The organism is Mesorhizobium sp. W050 (genome assembly GCF_054719535.1).
The window spans coordinates 2,041,167-2,055,375 of record NZ_JBTTIH010000001.1; the positions used below are offsets into that span (position 1 = coordinate 2,041,167).

The window sequence follows — 14,209 nt, forward strand, 5'->3', positions numbered from 1 at the left end:
GAAACGCTCAGTGCTGTCCTTTCAGCACGACCAGATAGCCGCGTTCCACCGGCTGCCGGAAGGCGATCTGTTCGGATGTGCCCGGATCTTTCGATTGCTTTTCGATGACGTAGCCGCCGGGGTGAGACTTGAGCCATTCCTCAGGCTTGTCGGCGTTCTCGAATGGCTTCTCTATTCGCCCAAGGAAACCGACCTCGCCCTGATAGTCGTAAGCGACGGCCCAGTCGGCGTCCTTTCGTTCGTCGATGAAGCTCGCCAGCTGCGTGAGATCGTAGCGTTTGAACACGGTCGCAGAGGCGGCGGCGTGGCCGATGGCGAAAAGGGCAAGCATGACAAAGGCCGTCGCCCTCAGCCTGGCGACTGAAATCTCGGCCATGAAATAGCCCAGCAGAATGGTCGCGAACGGTAGTGCCGGCACGACATAGTGCGGCTGCTTGCCGGATATGGCGCTGAAGACCAGCAGCACCGCAATGAACGAGAACGACAGCAGGCGCAGGGCACGCAGATCCGGGGATTTGGTGTCGATCAGGCTGCGTATCCGGGCAACCGGCCTCAGCCGCCACACCGGGGGGATAAAGGCCCAGGGCACGAACATGAGCGGCAACAGCATCAGGTAAAAGTAAAACGGCCGGCCATGCGAATTGTGCAGGCTTCCGGTAACCCGACCTGCCGACTGGTTCCAGACGAGATCGTAGACGAAACTGCCCTTGGTCAGGATGGTCGCGGGCGCCAGCCATATAGCGACCGGGGCAAGGGCGGCGAGAATTGCCAGGCCGGCTCCGGCAAAGAACTGCAAAGGGGCAAGGCCGGCTCGCCGGTCACGCCAGAGGGGATAGAGCAGGACGGGCGCGCCGATGTGAATGAGCACGACCGGGCCTTTGGCCAGCACGCCGAGCCCGATGAAGAGACCCGCCAGCACCGCCTGCCAGCGGTTGCCGGTCCTGGCGAAGCCCAGCAACGCCAGCAGTGCGGCGACCACACAGGCCGTCAAAAGCATGTCGAACAGGATCAGGGTCGAATAGATGACAAAGACGGTGCTGCCGGCCACCAGCCAGGGGATGCGACTGGCGATTTCCGGGCGCTCGGGAAACAGGGTTTTGGCCAGAAGTGTCGTCAGCCAGATGACCAGCGACGAGGCAGCGAAGATGACGAGCATCGCCGCCGCGCGGCTCACACCGAAGATGTTCCAGACGAGATCGATGAGCCAGAACAACAGCGGCGGCTTCTGCAGATAGGGCGCAAAGTTCATCGTCGGTACGAAGACATGTCCACCGAGATACATCTCCCAGGCGACGCTGAGATAACGCGTCTCGTCGACCGGCAGTAGCGGACGGAAAGCGAGCGCGATGCAAAGCAGGGCCAGCAGGAAGAGGTAAGGCAGCAGCCGTTCAATTCGTGTCGGTATCAAGTTCGGGGACCGCCCAGGAAATGGTTTTCCACGTCCGGTCGTGCACGATGCACCGTCTCCGGACCGGAGCAGAACCGCACCATGATTTTGGCCGAATTGCAACGATGCCGGCTTGGTATTGTGGATTACGCCTGCGTACCGGCAAATAGTTGAAAAATTTGATGATTGGCTCCGAGTATGGCTTCAGGCCGAGCGCAGCGGCGGCGTCAATTCGCGCATCAGGAGTTCCAGCTCTCGCTGGTCGCCGGTGGCGGTCTTGTCGAAGATGGTTGCCAGCTGTGATTTGACGGTGCCGTCCGAGACGCCGCTGGCAGCCGCGATTTCACGCCGTGTCAGCCCGGCGGCGACATGGCCGGCGACACGCTTTTCCGCTGCGGTCAGTCCGAACAGCGCAGCGATCGCTTCCAGCGCCGGCACTGATGCGGCGCCGGCGGCGGCAATGAAGATGGCCGCGGCGGCGCGCGGCGACATGCGGGCCGAAATGTCGCGTCGCGCCAGAGGCATGACATGCGCCACCGCCGGAGACATGGCCTTCACCAGCGGAATGTTGATGCCGGACGGTCCGAGCGCGAATTCGTCGCGCGTGCCGAGCTGGACGGCGCGGCCGATGGCGGTGTTGGCGTTGGCATAAGCGAAGGACAGCTGGCCGCGCACCGAGGACACTGAGGCGGTTTCGGTGAGCAGGGCTTCGGCTGCCGGATTGGCGAAAATGATCTGCATATCGTCGGCGACGATCAGCACTGGATGGTCGAGGCTCTCAAGGATCGAGCGAAAGATGTCGGCCTTGCGCCGCTCGGCCTCGAACAGGTCGCCGATGGTCACCGCACGCCGGACATGGGGGGCGAGCCTGGACATCAGGTCGATATCCCTGGCTGAAATCTGGGGCCTGTCCTTGTCGGTAACCACCATCAGCGTGCCGGTGCGCGCCGGCTGCTTCATCAGCGCTACCCAGAAGAAATCGTCGAGACGGTTGGGTTCCACCCACTCGCGCACGATGCGGCTTTCGAGCCAGTTCTGGCGGGCGTCAGGGCCTTGCAGGGCGTAGACGCTGTCGACGGTCAACGGTATGTCGACTTCCATCTTCGGCACCGCCTTGAAAAAGGGCACCTCGCAGGCGTAGTCGCGCTGCAGCGGCTCAAGCAGAACCGGATCGCCGCAGGAAGTCGAAAACCGGGCCGAGTTTCTCGCCGTATCGACGACCGCCAGCATGGCAAGCCGGCCGAGCGCCAATTTGCAGATTGATTCAAGCGTCGATGGCCAACGGCCGACATCGACAATCGAATCGTAGATTGCCTCGACGATCTGCGGCAGGGCGCGACCGACTATGTTGGCCTGGACAGACACGTAGAGCCTCGTAAGGATTGCAGCGTAGTGGCAGGTCACACACTGTCTCTGCCTGGGGTCGCACACAACATAGCCGGCTTGGTTACGTCTGTGAAACGTCTCACAGCGGCGTTCGGTGTATCGTGAGCGCTTACGGGCTGGCCAGAACGTACCTGATGAGCCGTTGTCTAAGAGCGCTCGGGCCGCTCTGCGATACAAATCAAAGTGAACGGAATTGGAATTTTTCAGGGAATAAATGAGTAAACTTCCACATTGTCGATCAACCTGGTTCTGCCAAGCCACGCCGCGGCAAGCAGGCGGCCATCGCCGTCACGCCGCCACGAGGTGAGCGTCAGGCTCTCGCGCGCGGCGACATAGTCGACGCTGTCGAAGCCTGCCTCGAGAAGCGCGGCAGTGGCTTTACCGGTCACGCCGTTTTCATCGGCACCGGCCGCGAGCGCTGCCGCCGTCTGGCGCAAGATGACATTGAGCTGTCGCGCGACGTCGAGCTCGGCGGCGTCGAGATAGGCGTTGCGCGACGACATTGCCAGGCCATGCGCATCGCGCACGGTTGGCGCGCCGACGATTTCCACCGGAAGGTCAAGATCGCGGCAGAGCTTTCGGACGACGCAAAGCTGCTGGTAGTCTTTTTCGCCGAAGATGGCGTAGTCGGGCAGGGCTTGCAGAAAGAGCTTGGCCACGACCGTGGCGACGCCCTCGAAGAAGGTCGGCCTGAAATCCGATTCCAGGCCAGAAGACGGGCCGCCGACCGAAATCTTCGTCGCAAAGCCTGCCGGATACATTTCGGAAACCGTAGGCGTGAAGGCAAGCTGTGCGCCGGCCTCGGTCAGCCGGTCGAGATCGCGGGCCAGCTGCCGCGGATACTTGTCGAGATCTTCAGTGGGGGCGAACTGGGCCGGGTTGACGAAGATGGAGACGACGCAGCGATCGGCCGTTGCGAGCGCAGCCCCGACCAGCGAGATATGGCCGTCATGCAAAGCGCCCATGGTCGGCACCATGGCGACGCTCAGGCCTTCGCGCCGCCATTCGCGGATCTGCGCGCGAAGGCCGGGCACGGTGTCGACGACGAGCGGCTGGCGGATGGGGGGCCGGTTCATGCCTTGTCCTTGTCGCTCGCGGCTGAAAAGACGTGGCCCGGCCCGGGGAAGGTGCGGCTGCGCACCTCCGCCGCATAACGCGCCGCGGCATCGGCGACAGCGCTGCGCAAATCGGCGTATTCCTTGACGAATTTCGGCACCCGGTCGACCGTCAGGCCGACCATGTCGTCGATGACCAGGATCTGGCCGTCGCAATCGCGGCTGGCGCCGATGCCGATGGTAGGAATGGTAATGTGCCGGGTGAGGTCGGCGGCAACGGTCTCGACCGTGCCTTCGATGACCAGCGAAAACGCGCCGGCCTTTGCGACCGCGTCGGCGTCGCGCATGAGCGCGGCCACATTCTCCGGCGTGCGGCCCTTGATCTTGTAGCCACCGTCCTTTTCCACCGATTGCGGCTGCAAGCCGATATGGCCCATCACTGGAATGCCGGCCGTGACGATTGCGGCGATCTGGAGGGCTACTTCGACGCCGCCTTCCAGCTTCACCGCCTCGCAGCCGGTTTCCTCAGAGATGCGGCGCGCCGAGGCAAGGGCTTGCGCGGCCGAAGTCTCGTAGCTGCCGGCCGGCATGTCGACCACCACGCAGGCCTTTGACGAACCGCGCATCACGGCCTGGCCATGGGCGATCATCATCTCCAGCGAGGCGCCGAGCGTGGTCTTGTGGCCATGCAGCACCATGGCAACGCTGTCGCCGACCAGGAGAAGGTCGACATGATCGTCGAGCAGGCGGGCGACGGGATAGGTGTAAGCGGTAAGGCATACGACCGGCACGCCGCCCTTGCGGGCGCGTATTGTCTCCGCACTGATCCTGGCGACAGCTAAGGCCATTCCTCACCTCCCGCAGCCGGCGTTGACTACAGCGCCGCGCGTCCCGTGGACGCGCAAAGGACGCTGTAGCACTTTGGTTTGCGCATGATCCTTTCCGAAAATCGATTTCGATTTTCGGGGTCATGCGGCAGCGCCGGGCGATGAGAGCTTTAGGAAGACGCAGCCGGCTTGGCAAGCGTCGGTTCGCAGGTGCGAAATGGATCGGCCAATGACCGAGCGTTTCGGCATGCCGTCAGTGCCGCAGGCGCCGCAAAACCCTTGCCTTCGCCAAGGCCTGACGCCATAAGCAGGGAACAGCCACCGCCGCGCGCCCGCGAGGATCTGAATGAAAACTTTCCTTCTGCAGTTTTTCACCTGGTGGAACCGCCAGACGCTGGGAACCCGTTTTCACACCTGGCGCCACGGCAACAAGGTCGGCCAGGATGGGGCCGGCAATGTCTACTACGAAGGCGGCGTCGATTCGGAAGGCCGCACCCGCCGCTGGATCATCTACGCCAATTATTCGGAGGCGTCGGCGATCCCTCCGGGCTGGCACGGCTGGATGCATCACCGCGTCGATGTGGCGCCGCCAAGCGATGACTATCGGCCGCGCGAATGGGAAAAGGCGCATGAGCCGAACCTCACGGGAACACCGGCGGCTTATCGCCCGAAGGGTTCCGTGCTCACCAATCAGCACCGTCCGCAGGTGACGGGCGACTACGATGCGTGGACGCCTGGTTCTTGACCGCCGGCCGGTCCTTTGTCGCCACAATTGGCGTTTAGCTGCTTGCTGATATGACAACGGCGAATAGCCTTGGGCGTGACAGAATCACCCGGGCCCAAACCACCGGTATCTCCGCATGAACATTTTCAGCCTGACATCGATGGCCGGACTGGCGGCAATTGGCGCTATCGCCATGTTCCCGACAGCGTTTGCCGCGGCGCAGGCGCCTGCGGCAGCACCCGCAATCTCCGATCGCATCACCAATCCGGTCGCCGAATTTGCCGGCATCGACAAGATCACCGGCCGTATCATCACCTTCGATGTCTACATCGACGAAACCGTGCAGTTCGGCGCTTTGCAGGTGACGCCGCGCATCTGCTATTCGCGGCCGGAGAATGAAGAGCCGAAGACCGATTCCTTCGTCGAAGTCGACGAAATCACGCTCGACCGCAAGATCCGCCGCATCTTCACCGGCTGGATGTTCGCCGAGAGCCCCGGCCTAAACGCCGTCGAGCACGCCGTCTATGACGTCTGGCTAAAGGGCTGCAAGCAGAAGTCGGATGTGCCGCCGCCCGACGCGGCCAATGCCGAGACGCCCAAGGTCGACACGTCCAAGCCAAAGCCCGCCGCTGCTCCGGCCGCCGAACAGCCAGACCCCACGGAACCTGACGCGACCAACACCAACTGATCCTCCGGAACCGTGGTGGCAACTATGCGTTGGGCCATGGACGATGACGCATTTATGCGCTTGGAGGATATTCTGATGTCGGACAGCAAACGGATAACGGCCAGCAAAGACGACCTGCTCGAACTCGAAAAGGGGTTCTGGACGGGCGACGAAGCTTACTACGCCGCCAATGTCGACACAGAATGCCTGGTGGCATTTCCTGAGATGGCACAGGCAATGGACAATGCCGATCTGGCCAAGACCGCGACCAAGCCCAACCGCTGGCGCGACCTTCAGATCGACCTCAAGGGTATCATCGAGCCCGGCAGCGACATTATCATGCTGACCTATGAGGCTCATGCGACACGGGAAAACGGCGAGCCCTACGCGGCGCTGGTCAGCACTGGCTATGTCCACCGTGTCAACGGCTGGAAGATGATGTTCCATTCGCAGACGCCGATGGAAGCCGCGAAGGGCTGACCCCTTTCACCGGTCGAGCCGGCTCGGCCGCTCGGTCTCCGATCAGGGATAAAAAACGGCTTCGCCCTTCAGCGCGTCGGCCAACATCTTCTCGTATTTGACGCGCGGCACGTCGACCGCGCCGAAGCGTTTGAGATGCTCAGTGGTGAATTGCGTGTCGAGCAGGGCAAAGCCGCGCGCCTTCAGCCGCTCGACCAGATGATACAGGCAGGTCTTGGACGCGTCGGTTTCCCGGGCGAACATGCTTTCGCCGAAGAACACGCGACCGAGCGAGACGCCATAGAGGCCGCCGACCAGCCGTTCCTCGCGCCATGCCTCGACCGAATGGCAGTGCCCCAGACGGTGCAGTTCGATATAGGCTTCGCGGATCGGCGCGTTGATCCAGGTCGAGCGGCGCTCCTCGCGCTTTTCGGCGCAGCCGTCGATCGTCGCCTCGAAATCGAAATCGAAGCGGATGTCGAACGGGTGCTTGCGAATTGTCTTCCGCAAGCTCTTCGGCGTGTGGAAGCCATCGAGCGGTATGATGCCGCGCGTCTCCGGCCGCACCCAGAACACTTCCGGGTCGGAAGCGCTCTCGGCCATCGGGAAGACGCCCGAGGCATAGGCCTTGAGCAACAGGTCGGTCGGAATGCGATAGCCGGGAGCGTAAGGACGGGTCATCGCGGCATCATAGCGGCAAGTCGGGCGCTATTCCTCTTTGGCCAGATACTTTTCCAGCCAGTGGATGTCGTAGTCGCCATTGGCGATATCGGCATTGCCGACCAGGTCGCGAAACAGCGGCAGCGTCGTCTTGATGCCGTCGACGACGAACTCGTCGAGCGCCCGGCGCAGCCGCATCATGCATTCGACGCGGTTGCGGCCGTGCACGATCAGCTTGCCGATCAGGCTGTCATAATAGGGCGGGATCTTGTAGCCGGAATAGACACCGGAATCGACGCGGATGCCGAGACCGCCAGGCGTATGGAAATGCGTAATCGTGCCGGGCGAAGGCGTGAAGGTGCGCGGGTCCTCGGCATTGATGCGGCATTCTATGGCGTGGCCGTTGAACTTGATGTCCTCCTGGCGCACCGAAAGCCCGCCGCCGGAGGCGACGCGGATCTGTTCGTGGACGAGATCGATGCCGGTGATCGCCTCCGTTACCGGATGCTCGACCTGCAGCCGCGTGTTCATCTCGATGAAGTAGAACTCGCCATTCTCGTACAGGAATTCGATGGTGCCTGCGCCGGAGTAGCCGAGGTCGGCGATGGCCTTGGCACAGATATTGCCGATGCGGGCGCGCTCCTCGGCGTTGAGGGCCGGCGAGGGCGCCTCTTCCCAGACTTTCTGGTGGCGGCGTTGCAGCGAACAGTCGCGCTCGCCGAAATGCACGCCGCGGCCGGCGCCGTCGCCGAATACCTGCACCTCGATGTGGCGCGGCTTTTCCAGGTATTTCTCGATGTAGACGGCATCGTCGCCGAAGGCCGCGCCGGCCTCCGTGCTGGCTGTCTGCAAGGCGATCTCGAGATCGGCTTCGGTAAGGGCGACCTTCATACCGCGCCCGCCACCGCCTGCCGAAGCCTTGATGATCACGGGATAGCCGATCTCGGCGGCAATGCGCCTGGCTTCCTTCTGGTCGGTGACGGCGCCGTCGGAGCCCGGCACAACCGGAATGCCGAGCCGCTTTGCGGTGCGCTTGGCCTCGATCTTGTCGCCCATGATGCGGATGTGGTCGCCCGACGGGCCGATGAAGGTGATGTTGTGGGCGGCGAGAATGTCGGCGAACTTGGCGTTTTCCGACAGGAAGCCATAGCCCGGATGCACGGCATCGGCGCCTGTGATCTCGCAGGCTGCGACGATCTGGTGGATGTTGAGATAGCTGTCGCGCGACGGCGGCGGACCGATGCACACGCTTTCGTCGGCGAGCCTGACATGCATGGCGTCAGCGTCGGCGGTCGAATGCACGACCACGGTCTGGATGCCGAGTTCCTTGCAGGCGCGCAGCACCCGAAGCGCGATTTCGCCGCGGTTGGCGATGAGGATCTTCTGGAACATCCGGCCCGCTCTACTCGATCACGACGAGCGGCATGCCGTACTCGACCGGCTGGCCGTCCTCGAACAGGATCGCCGTCACCGTGCCGGCGCGCGGCGAAGGGATCTGGTTCATCGTCTTCATCGCTTCGATGATCAGCAGCGTCTGGCCTTCCTTGACCTTCTGGCCGACTTCGATGAAGGCCTTGGCGTCGGGCGAGGGCGCGAGATAGGCGGTGCCGACCATCGGCGAGGGGACCGCGTTCTTGGACGGGTCGGCCACTGCTGGTGCGGCAGCCGCGCCCGCCGCGGGCTGCTGCGCTGCCGGAGCATAACCGGCCTGCGGGGCGGCGATGGCGTGGACGGCCGGCGCCTGGCGCGATACGCGCACCTTCAGGTCGCCGAGCTCGACTTCGATCTCGGTGAGATTGGTGTCGTTCAGTATGCCCGCCAGATCGCGGATCAGTTGCTGGTCAACACCGGTCTTCTTTATTGACATTTTCGAGCCTTCTGTTTGTGGGCCGGTCATAGGCGTGCCGCCAGCGCCTGCAGCGCCAGCGAGTAGCCAAGCGGTCCGAACCCGCAGATCATGCCGACAGCGACCGGCGCGACCATGGAGACGTGGCGGAATGGTTCCCGCGCGTGGATGTTGGAGAGGTGAACTTCGGCGACGGGCAGCGGCGCGACAGCGCGGATGGCGTCGTGAATGGCAATCGAGGTGTGGCTGTAGGCACCCGGATTGATGACGATGCCGGCTGCCTTGTCGCCGGCTTCCTGGATCCAGTCGACGAGGTCGCCCTCATGGTTCGACTGGCGAAAATCAATCTCGAGGCCAAGCGCGGCGCCCGCCTGCTTGCAGTCGTCGGCGATCGCGGCAAGCGTCTTGCCGCCATAGATGCCCGGCTCGCGCTTGCCGAGCGCGTTCAGGTTGGGGCCGTTCAGGACGAAAATCGTTTTCAAAAATGCCGACCTTTTCCGACGCCGGCCTCAAGCCGGCGCGCAGGGCCTTCTATAATGGGCATAGCCGCCCGCGGAAAGAGCACAAGTGCGATCTTTCACTGTCCACAACAGGCGGAAATGTGCCCGTGAGAAATAGGCTCGCGTGCAAGATCAGAGCGCGGCTTTCGCCGCCTCGATCTTTTCAGCCAGCACTTCCTGGCCGAGCGCCCCGAACACCACCTCATTGCCGACCACGTAGGAAGGCGTTCCGGTGATGGCCAGCTTGTTGGCGAGGTCGAAGGTCTTGGAGAAAGCCTCGGTGATGGTCGGATCCTTCATCTTCTCGCGCAATTTCGCCTCATCGGCGCCTAGCGACAGCGCAACCTTGATGGCCGCCGCCTCGGTGGCGCGGCCCTGGCCGCCGAGCAGGGCGTTGTGGAACTCGCCGTATTTCTCCGGATGCATCAGGTGGAAAGCCATCGAGACGACGCTGGCCTTTTGCGAATCCGGCCCGAGGATCGGGAATTCCTTGAGCACGAAGCGCAGCTCCGGATCGGCCTTTGTCAGAGCCTGCATGTCCTCGATGGCGCGTTTGCAGAAGCCGCAATTGTAATCGTAGAATTCGACGATGGTGACCTTGCCCTTCGGGTTGCCGACGACACCGTCGAAGGTCGAGTTGAAAATCTCGGACTTGGCCTTCTCGATGACTCCGAGGCTGGCGATGCGCTGCTCTTCCTTCTGCTTGGCCTCGAGCGCCTCCTGCACTTCGAGCAGCACTTCGGGGTTCTTCAGGAGATAGTCGCGGATAATGCCCTCGACCTCGGTGCGATCGATCTTGGTCTCGGCCGAGGCGGTCTGCACGGCCTGCGCCGTGCCGGCCTTGGCCACCTGCGGACTGCCGGCGACGAACCCGAACGCCAGCATGGCAAGAGCAGCCGCCACTCCCGTCGTGCCGAGCAATATTGCCTTGTTCATCGTCTCATCCTCTTTACCGGTTCCGGTCTATCCTAGTCGCCGCGGGCGACCGGAAGGTTCATTTCTTGAGTTTGCCTGAAGGGTTGTAGTTTATGATGTCCTGCGCCCGAATCCAGCCGGGTTCGCCACGCTTCAAGTCCTTTTGCGCGCGCATGGCGAAAATTTTCGCATTCGTGTAATCGCCGGAATAGAAATGGCCCTCGGCGGTGGCGAGTTCCGCCGCCGGAATGTTGCCAAGCTCGCCATAGGCCTGGGCGAGATAGCGGTATCCGACCGTGTTTTCCTTGTCGCGCCCGAGACCGTTGTTGATCTGCACCACCGCCTTCTTCAGCGAGTCGGGCGTGCCGATGGCCATCAGCGCCTGGCCGAGGGAAACGGGCAACAGGCCCGACCTCACCGGATCGAGGCTGACCGCCTTGGCATAGGCGTCCGCGGCGTCCTTGGGCTTGTTGGCCTTCATCAGGATGTCGCCGCGCATTTCCTGGAAGTAGGGGTTCTTCGGCTGTTCCTTGATCAATGCATTGGCCTTGGTCAGTGCTGCACCCAGATTGCCGTAGAGATAGGCCATCTGCGCTTCGCCATAGCGCGAGGCGAGGCTGCCCGGGGCCTTGCGGATCAGCCGCGTGGCGGCGGCCTGGCCGCCCATATAGGCGGCGATCTTGATGCGCATCATGTCGTGCCGCTGCTGCAGTGCCGGCGGATCGACCTTGTCGACGTTAGGGCTCTGCTTGACCAGCACTTCGAGATTGGCGATGCGCTCCTGCGGCATCGGGTGGCTGATGCGGTAGGGATCGACCTGCGTGCCGGAAAGCGACAGCGCGCTCTGGAAGCGGGCGAAGGTCTTCAGCATGCCCAAGCCGGACTGGCCGGTGGCATTGAGATAGGTGATGGCAGAGCGGTCGGCGGTCGACTCTTCGGTGCGCTGGTAGGCAAGGATGCTGCGCTGCGCCATCTCGCCGCCGCCCGCGGCCACGCCCATGCCGGCGCCGGCAAGGCCGCGGCTGTTGGTGGTGGCGCCGGCAACGATGGCGCCGGCGCCAAGCAGCGTGGCGATGATGGCCATGGTCTTGGCGCGCTCGAGCTGGTCGCGCAATTTCTGCTGATGGCCGCCTGCGATGTGGCCGGCCTCATGGGCGATGACGCCGATGATCTCGTTGGGCGTTTCTGCCTGCATCAGCGCGCCGGTGTTGATGAACAGCCGGCGCCCGGTGACGAAGGCGTTGAAGCTCTGATCGTTGACCAGAACGATATCGACACCGTCATTGGCAAGACCGGCCGCCTTGAAGATCGGCCGCGCATAGTCGCGCACCAGCGCCTCGATCTCGGCATCGCGCACGACCGGCACCGCCTGCGCGAAGGCCGTCACCGAGCCGGTGAGAGCGACGGCGGCGGCAAGCAAAAGCGTCGCAAAGCCGCGCGCTGTCTTCCCGATGGAAGATTTGGACATCGTTGATTTGGGTCGGCTCTGCATGAGGTCCACTGGTAAACGAGCGCGCGAACGATGAAAAGTCACGGCACCGAAACTAGGCGAACTTGTGATCCTCACATCAATCGGGCATTTGTGCGGCGCTGCCGCCGGTTGATGGCTTTGAGCGGCGGGCCGGACGGAAAGATTGAGGTCAAATGGTAGTTTCGCTGTCGCGCCGCGGTGAAGTCGAGCCGTTTCACGCCATGGACATTCTGGCCGAAGCCAACCGGCTGAAGGCGACGGGCGTGCCTGTCGTCTCCATGGCCGTCGGCCAGCCATCCGATCCGGCGCCCGTGGGCGTGAGGGAAGCAGCCGCAAATGCGCTGAGGATCGGACGCATCGGCTATACCGACACGCTCGGTCTGGCGGATCTGCGCAAGGCGATCGCCGGACATTATGGCGATCATTACGGGATCGATGTCGCGCCGAACCGGATCGCCGTGACCACGGGATCTTCGGCCGCCTTCAATCTGGCCTTCCTGGCGATGTTCGATCCCGGCGACCGCGTCGCCATCGCAGCACCCGGCTATCCCGCCTACCGCAACATCATGGCGGCGCTCGGCATCGAGATCGTCGAGATCGAGCTCGGCAGCGACGCCTATCTTCATGCCGAGCATTTGAAGGCGGCGCATCGCGAAAAACCGCTGAAGGGCGTGCTGTTCGCCAGCCCGGCCAATCCGACAGGTGCGGTCATTCCCGTCGACGAGTTGTCGGCACTGGTGAGGACAGCCGAAGAACTCGGCATCGCGGTGATATCGGACGAAATCTATCACCGGCTGGCCTATGCCGCGCCCGACACCACGGCGCTGGCCCATGGCTCAGGCGTGACGGTGATCAATTCCTTCTCGAAATATTATTGCATGACCGGATGGCGCATCGGCTGGATGGTGCTGCCGGAAGCTCTGGTGAGGCCGATCGAGCGCATCGCCCAGAGCCTCTACATCTCGCCGCCGGAACTGTCGCAGATCGCGGCAATCGAAGCCTTCAAGGCGGCGGAAGAGCTGGAAGCGGTGAAGGCGCGCTATGCCTGGAACCGCGAGCTGTTGATGCGGCGCCTTCCGGAACTCGGATTTCCCTTGGCGGCGCCGATGGACGGTGCCTTCTACGCTTTCTGCGATGTCACCCGGCATACCAATGACAGCATGGCCTTTGCGCGCAAAATGCTGGCCGAAGCGCATGTGGCGGCGACGCCCGGTCGCGATTTCGATCCGCTGGCAGGACACCGCACGATGCGCTTTTCCTATGCCGGCAGCCATGACGACATGGTCGAGGCGATGGCGCGCATCGAGCGCTGGCTGAAATAGCGGGGACGAGCATGCCGGATCTTGAACAAACGCTGGCCGACATCGCCGCCGAGATGGCCGAGCGCTCCGATCGCGGCGAGGTCGCCACCTACATTCCGCAGCTCGGCAAGGTCGATCCGAAGAAATTCGGCATTGCCGCCGTGACCAATGACGGCCGCGTGCTGGTCGCCGGCGACGCCGACCAGGCGTTTTCGATCCAGTCCATCTCCAAGGTGTTTACGCTCACGCTGGCGCTCGGCAATGTCGGCGACGCGCTGTGGCAGCGTGTCGGACGCGAGCCGTCGGGCAATCCGTTCAACTCGATCGTGCAGCTCGAGCATGAGAACGGCATTCCGCGCAATCCGTTCATCAATGCCGGCGCCATCGTCGTCTCCGACATACTGCTTGCCGGCCACCAGCCGCGCGAGGCGATCGGCGAAATCCTGCGCTTCATCCAGTTCCTTGCCGATGACGAAGCGATCATCATCGACCGCGAGGTCGCGGCTTCCGAACGCGCCACCGGCTATCGCAACTTCGCGCTTGCCAACTACATGAAATCCTTCGGCAATGTCCACCATGCACCGGAGCTGGCGCTGGGCGTGTACTTCCACCATTGCGCCATCGCCATGAGCTGCCGGCAACTGGCGCTGGCCGGCCGCTTCCTCGCCAATGGCGGCAGAAACCCGGCAACCGGGCACTCCGTGGTGTCTGCCGAGCGGGCGCGGCGCATCGGCGCCATGATGCTGACCTGTGGCCACTATGACGGTTCCGGCGATTTCGCCTTCCGTGTCGGCATTCCCGGCAAAAGTGGCGTCGGCGGCGGCATATTGGGGATCGTGCCGGGTGTTGCTTCGCTCGCCGTATGGTCGCCGGGCTTGAACGCCAACGGCAATTCCAAGCTGGGGTCGATCGCCTTGGAAAAACTGGCCAGGATGATGAACTGGTCGATTTTCGCCCCCTGACGCCTTCCGTCATTCGCGCATGCAAAAATCCCGCGCCGTGGTTTGAACG

The 14,209-nt window shown here is 63.1% G+C and carries 15 protein-coding genes; 5 read left to right on the forward strand and 10 right to left on the reverse strand.

The window, feature by feature from the left end:
• Positions 1-7: 7 nt before the first annotated feature.
• The 4 genes from ACYG9Y_RS09785 to panB form a co-directional block, all read right to left on the reverse strand.
• Complete coding sequence (locus ACYG9Y_RS09785; RefSeq protein WP_050588894.1) at positions 8-1,408, reverse strand: ArnT family glycosyltransferase; 1,401 nt, start codon at positions 1,406-1,408, stop codon at positions 8-10.
• Positions 1,409-1,591: 183 nt separating this feature from the next.
• Entirely contained in the window at positions 1,592-2,752 is a 1,161-nt protein-coding gene (locus ACYG9Y_RS09790) for a helix-turn-helix transcriptional regulator (protein ID WP_023738939.1), read from the reverse strand.
• 224 nt (positions 2,753-2,976) lie between these two features.
• Positions 2,977-3,849: a pantoate--beta-alanine ligase gene (gene panC / locus ACYG9Y_RS09795; RefSeq protein ID WP_444849040.1), complete on the reverse strand. Its 873-nt coding sequence runs from the start codon at positions 3,847-3,849 to the stop codon at positions 2,977-2,979.
• Positions 3,846-4,676: a 3-methyl-2-oxobutanoate hydroxymethyltransferase gene (gene panB, locus ACYG9Y_RS09800; protein WP_023681501.1), complete on the reverse strand. Its 831-nt coding sequence runs from the start codon at positions 4,674-4,676 to the stop codon at positions 3,846-3,848. Before panB ends, panC begins: the two co-directional genes overlap by 4 nt.
• 325 nt (positions 4,677-5,001) lie before the next feature.
• On the opposite strand from panB, the gene ACYG9Y_RS09805 reads away from it, so the two are divergent.
• From ACYG9Y_RS09805 to ACYG9Y_RS09815, 3 genes are all read left to right on the forward strand, one after another.
• Entirely contained in the window at positions 5,002-5,400 is a 399-nt protein-coding gene (locus ACYG9Y_RS09805) for an NADH:ubiquinone oxidoreductase subunit NDUFA12 (protein ID WP_023710575.1), read from the forward strand.
• Positions 5,401-5,515: 115 nt separating this feature from the next.
• The gene (locus tag ACYG9Y_RS09810; RefSeq protein ID WP_023667490.1) at positions 5,516-6,067 is read left to right on the forward strand and encodes a DUF2155 domain-containing protein; all 552 of its coding nucleotides are present in this window, start codon (positions 5,516-5,518) and stop codon (positions 6,065-6,067) included.
• Positions 6,068-6,142: 75 nt separating this feature from the next.
• The gene (locus ACYG9Y_RS09815; protein ID WP_023702474.1) at positions 6,143-6,526 is read left to right on the forward strand and encodes a hypothetical protein; all 384 of its coding nucleotides are present in this window, start codon (positions 6,143-6,145) and stop codon (positions 6,524-6,526) included.
• A gap of 42 nt (positions 6,527-6,568) precedes the next feature.
• On the opposite strand, the gene aat is transcribed toward ACYG9Y_RS09815, so the two are convergent.
• From aat to ACYG9Y_RS09845, 6 genes are all read right to left on the reverse strand, one after another.
• Complete coding sequence (aat, locus tag ACYG9Y_RS09820) at positions 6,569-7,186, reverse strand: leucyl/phenylalanyl-tRNA--protein transferase (protein WP_023681498.1); 618 nt, start codon at positions 7,184-7,186, stop codon at positions 6,569-6,571.
• A 27-nt stretch (positions 7,187-7,213) separates the two neighbouring features.
• Positions 7,214-8,557 carry an acetyl-CoA carboxylase biotin carboxylase subunit gene (gene accC, locus ACYG9Y_RS09825; protein WP_023681497.1) on the reverse strand — a complete coding sequence of 448 codons (1,344 nt, stop codon included), beginning with the start codon at positions 8,555-8,557 and terminating at the stop codon, positions 7,214-7,216.
• 10 nt (positions 8,558-8,567) lie between these two features.
• Positions 8,568-9,032, reverse strand: a complete 465-nt coding sequence (gene accB / locus ACYG9Y_RS09830; protein WP_023681496.1) for an acetyl-CoA carboxylase biotin carboxyl carrier protein — start codon at positions 9,030-9,032, stop codon at positions 8,568-8,570.
• A 26-nt stretch (positions 9,033-9,058) separates the two neighbouring features.
• A complete protein-coding gene (gene aroQ / locus ACYG9Y_RS09835; protein WP_023667485.1) occupies positions 9,059-9,493 on the reverse strand; it encodes a type II 3-dehydroquinate dehydratase in 435 nt (144 codons plus the stop codon).
• 150 nt (positions 9,494-9,643) lie between these two features.
• Complete coding sequence (locus ACYG9Y_RS09840) at positions 9,644-10,447, reverse strand: DsbA family protein (RefSeq protein WP_023738937.1); 804 nt, start codon at positions 10,445-10,447, stop codon at positions 9,644-9,646.
• Between the two features lie 58 nt (positions 10,448-10,505).
• Complete coding sequence (locus ACYG9Y_RS09845) at positions 10,506-11,918, reverse strand: M48 family metalloprotease (RefSeq protein ID WP_023738936.1); 1,413 nt, start codon at positions 11,916-11,918, stop codon at positions 10,506-10,508.
• 152 nt (positions 11,919-12,070) lie between these two features.
• Between ACYG9Y_RS09845 and ACYG9Y_RS09850 the strand changes: the two genes are divergently transcribed.
• Both ACYG9Y_RS09850 and ACYG9Y_RS09855 read left to right on the forward strand, forming a co-directional pair.
• Entirely contained in the window at positions 12,071-13,219 is a 1,149-nt protein-coding gene (locus ACYG9Y_RS09850; RefSeq protein ID WP_023738935.1) for a pyridoxal phosphate-dependent aminotransferase, read from the forward strand.
• 11 nt (positions 13,220-13,230) lie between these two features.
• Positions 13,231-14,160, forward strand: a complete 930-nt coding sequence (locus ACYG9Y_RS09855; RefSeq protein WP_023738934.1) for a glutaminase — start codon at positions 13,231-13,233, stop codon at positions 14,158-14,160.
• Positions 14,161-14,209 lie beyond the last annotated feature (49 nt).

Bases quoted from the DNA above. Each gene is read 5' to 3' on its own strand.
- ACYG9Y_RS09840 (WP_023738937.1), bottom strand. From the start codon at position 10,447: ATGAACAAGGCAATATTGCTCGGCACGACGGGAGTGGCGGCTGCTCTT.
- aat (WP_023681498.1), bottom strand. From the start codon at position 7,186: ATGACCCGTCCTTACGCTCCCGGCTATCGCATTCCGACCGACCTGTTG.
- ACYG9Y_RS09810 (WP_023667490.1), top strand. From the start codon at position 5,516: ATGAACATTTTCAGCCTGACATCGATGGCCGGACTGGCGGCAATTGGC.
- ACYG9Y_RS09850 (WP_023738935.1), top strand. From the start codon at position 12,071: ATGGTAGTTTCGCTGTCGCGCCGCGGTGAAGTCGAGCCGTTTCACGCC.
- ACYG9Y_RS09845 (WP_023738936.1), bottom strand. From the start codon at position 11,918: ATGCAGAGCCGACCCAAATCAACGATGTCCAAATCTTCCATCGGGAAG.
- ACYG9Y_RS09815 (WP_023702474.1), top strand. From the start codon at position 6,143: ATGTCGGACAGCAAACGGATAACGGCCAGCAAAGACGACCTGCTCGAA.
- accC (WP_023681497.1), bottom strand. From the start codon at position 8,557: ATGTTCCAGAAGATCCTCATCGCCAACCGCGGCGAAATCGCGCTTCGG.
- panC (WP_444849040.1), bottom strand. From the start codon at position 3,849: ATGAACCGGCCCCCCATCCGCCAGCCGCTCGTCGTCGACACCGTGCCC.
- ACYG9Y_RS09805 (WP_023710575.1), top strand. From the start codon at position 5,002: ATGAAAACTTTCCTTCTGCAGTTTTTCACCTGGTGGAACCGCCAGACG.
- panB (WP_023681501.1), bottom strand. From the start codon at position 4,676: ATGGCCTTAGCTGTCGCCAGGATCAGTGCGGAGACAATACGCGCCCGC.
- ACYG9Y_RS09855 (WP_023738934.1), top strand. From the start codon at position 13,231: ATGCCGGATCTTGAACAAACGCTGGCCGACATCGCCGCCGAGATGGCC.
- accB (WP_023681496.1), bottom strand. From the start codon at position 9,032: ATGTCAATAAAGAAGACCGGTGTTGACCAGCAACTGATCCGCGATCTG.